Raw genomic sequence first — 3,264 nt, forward strand, 5'->3', positions numbered from 1 at the left:
GGGCGATGATGCGCCGGGCCGTGTTCTCCTGCCAGATACGCACCTCGGTGATGCCTTCCCGCGGCGCGACCAGACCGGCGCGCAGGGCATAAGGGCCGATCGCCGATGACAGGTTTCCACAGTTGGCGCTGTAATCGACGATCGGGCGTTCGACGTCCACCTGGGCGACGAGGTAGTCCACGTCGCAGTCGTCTCGGCTCGATGCGCTCACGAGCGCGACCTTGCTGGTGCTCGAGCTCGCTCCCCCCAGGCCGTCCATCTGCTTGCCGTAGGGGTCGGGGCTGCCCATCAGCGCGAGCAGCAGCGCATCGCGCCTGGCTGGGTCCGCAGGCAGATCTTCTCGCCGAACGATCACGCCCTTGCTCGTTCCGCCACGAACGAAGGCTGCCGGCAGGCTGGTGTGCGTCATGCGCTTCCCTTCTGGTACGTCGATGGCCCGGGGCACTACGCCCGCAGTCAAGGCGGCGCCACCTGAACTTGCCGCATAATCTCTATTAAAGAGACTATAATTTCTTTAATTGAAAAATGCTAGTCGAAAGCACCTTGCCGGTCAATGGCGTGGCACACCGCGTCTTCGTGCCGAGGCTCTTGTGCTGGCGTTAGACAGGCAGGCAAGAAAACGCCGCTCGCGAAGATCACGAGCGGCGAAACAGGGGACGGTTCGCGGGTGGTCGAGCGCCGCTCAGCGGCCTCTTGCCTGAATGGGCCAGATCGCCGTCAGCGTCTCCCCTTTCACGACATGCAGCTGGTCGTACAGATTGATGGTGGGATCACAGTGGGGCACCTGGACCTCGACGAGGCTGCCCAGGGCCAGCGTTTGCCCGGTGGCAAGCGTGATTTGGCCGTGCTCGTCGCTGGTGGCGCGGTACTCGCTTCCCGCCGGCGCACCGCGCACGATGCGCGGTGCCATGGCGTACTTACTTGCCAGACGCTTGTCGCCGCCATCGGTGGTCACGCTGCCGGCGTGATTGGCGCTGATGACCGCCGTCGCCATGAAGAGGCTGGGCACGAACAGTGGCGTGCCGGTACCGTCCGGGTCGACCGCGTCGTATTCGGTATCCATCAGGGCGTAGCTGCCGCACTGAAGCTCGGTATAGGGCCCGTCGATCTCCTGGAGCAGCGCGCCGGTGCTTCCACCGGTGACCCACTCGATAGCCTGGCCGCTTGCCTGTTCGACGGCGCGCTTCACCGCGCCCAGCGTCGCGGCGGCCAGGGCCGCTTGCCGCTGCCGCTCGCGCGCCTCCCAGCAGTGCGAAAGATGGCCCGCATACCCCTGGAGGCCAGCCAGCCGCAGGCCCGGGGTCGCCTCGATCGTCGTGGTCAGTGCCGCCGCCTGACGCGGCGAGGCGACCCCGGCGCGGTGGCGCCCCATGTCGACATCGATCAGCACGTCGAGCGTCACCTGGCTTGCCTGCGCCAGCGCGCCGAGCCGGGACGCCACCGCCGGGTGGTCGACCACGCAGGCGAGCTTAACGCCCTGCGCCTTCAGCCTCACCGCCCGCCGAAAGGCGCCTTCGGTGGCGAAGGTCGAGGTACACAGGATGTCGTCGATGCCGGCGCTGGCAAAGCACTCGGCTTCTCCTAGCGTTGCCACGCAAATGCCCACCGCCCCGGCGGCCAGCTGGCGACGGGCGATCTCCGGGCACTTGTGGGCCTTGGCGTGGGGGCGCAGGGCGATACCGGCCTGCCGACAAAGCGCCTGCATTCGGCTCAGGTTGGCGTTCAGCGCATCTTCGTCGATCAGCAGCGCCGGGGTCACCAGCTCTCGGCGCGCATCGGCCGTGCCGATCAGGTCGGCGTTGACGGCCGTCAGGGCGTTTGACACCTTCATGCTCCTCTCTCCCCGGGGGGCCTAGCCGTTTTCTACCCTGTTGGCAGAAAGCAGGTACTGGTGGATCGGCGTGAGCCGCTCCATGATCACCGGGATCGCTGCCTGTATCGCCTCACGGCTCCAGCGGTCGGCGGGCCCGGAAATGGTCAGGGCGTTGAAGGACCTGTCGAAGCCGGCCAGCGAAATCGAGACGGAGCCCACGCCCGGGGTGCGCGTCCCGACCCCGATGAAGAAGCCCTGCTGACGGGTACGCTCGAGATCACGCTGCAGGGCCTGGACATCGACCCCCTGCTCCCGCGCGATCTCGAGCTGGGGCGCAAGCTCCTCCGGCGCCAGGCAGGCGAGCAACGCGCGCCCCGTCTCGCCGGCAAACGCCGGGTGGTTCTCGCCGACGGGAATGACGCGGCGCACCGGATGCGTGCCTTCGGCGACATCGATGCATACCCGGCGATGGCCGCTGAGCATGTGCAGCGACACCGTTTCGCCAAACTGCTCGACCAGCTCCTGCATCACGGGCCGCAGGACGCTGCCAAGATCGAAACGCCTGGCGACGGACACGCTCATCGCCACCAGCCGTGGCCCGACGCGGTAGCCGCCGCCCTCTTCCTGCCGCGCCACGTAGCCGGCGTTTTCGAGCGATCGCAGCAGCCGGTAGACGATACTGCGATGCAGCTCGGTTGCGGCCGCGACGCGCTCGAGCGATACCGATTCACCGGCATCGACGACCACGTTGAGCACGGTCAGCGCCCGATCCACCGTTTGCGATCCACCACTGGAGGCTTGCTTCATTGAAGAACTCATAAAGTCGGTTGAAACACGATGATCACCCGACCGGCGCCCTGCACTACTCGGGTGAATCCAGCCGCAGAGTAGCACACCGGCTTTCAGCGCAAGAATCGGCTCGACGCGGCCCGCGGGTCGTCAAGGCGTCTGCGGCGCACGCTCGGCCGGCGTCTCCAGTTCCTCGATGCCGCTGCCCACCAGCCGTTGGGTCACGATGGCACCGGTCAGGTCCCCCAGCACGTTGGTGGTCGTGGTGCCCATGTCGAAAAAGCGGTAAAAGCCCGCAATGATCATGCCGACTTCCAGCGGCAGCCCCAGAAACTGAAGCGCGATCAGAATCTTGACGATACCGCTTCCCGGCACGCCACCGCCGATGAACGACACCAGAATCGAGATCAGGGCCGCCTTGATCAGGTACCCCAGGTTGACGTCGATCCCCGTCGCCAGGCCCGCGAACACGATCACTGCCGGGAACAGCAGCGCATGCCCGTCGGAATTGATCTGCGAGCCGAGCGGAATGACGAAGTCACAGATACGCTTTTTGACGCCGAATTTCTCGTGGGCGACCTTGATGTTGACCGGAATCGAGGCAACGCTGCTGGTGGTCGCGATGGAGAACATCCAGAGATTCGATGCCGGGAGACGAAAGC

The 3,264-nt window shown here is 66.0% G+C and carries 4 protein-coding genes; all 4 read right to left on the minus strand.

Annotated features, from left to right (window positions below):
- The coding region (locus BIS11_RS13555) for a PrpF domain-containing protein (protein ID WP_301286466.1) at positions 1-409 on the minus strand (409 nt) is incomplete at its 3' end.
- A 273-nt stretch (positions 410-682) separates the two neighbouring features.
- The gene (locus BIS11_RS13560; protein WP_253586273.1) at positions 683-1,825 is read right to left on the minus strand and encodes an alanine racemase; all 1,143 of its coding nucleotides are present in this window, start codon (positions 1,823-1,825) and stop codon (positions 683-685) included.
- 27 nt (positions 1,826-1,852) lie between these two features.
- The gene (locus tag BIS11_RS13565) at positions 1,853-2,620 is read right to left on the minus strand and encodes an IclR family transcriptional regulator (protein WP_253586274.1); all 768 of its coding nucleotides are present in this window, start codon (positions 2,618-2,620) and stop codon (positions 1,853-1,855) included.
- Between the two features lie 132 nt (positions 2,621-2,752).
- Positions 2,753-3,264, minus strand: a 512-nt coding sequence (locus BIS11_RS13570; protein ID WP_253586276.1) for a dicarboxylate/amino acid:cation symporter, incomplete at its 5' end; no start/stop codon positions are given.

The organism is Halomonas sp. 707D4 (assembly GCF_024158685.1).
GTDB lineage: Bacteria > Pseudomonadota > Gammaproteobacteria > Pseudomonadales > Halomonadaceae > Vreelandella.

Coding starts and splice junctions, on each gene's coding strand:
- BIS11_RS13565 (WP_253586274.1), bottom strand. CDS start 2,620: ATGAAGCAAGCCTCCAGTGGTGGATCGCAAACGGTGGATCGGGCGCTG.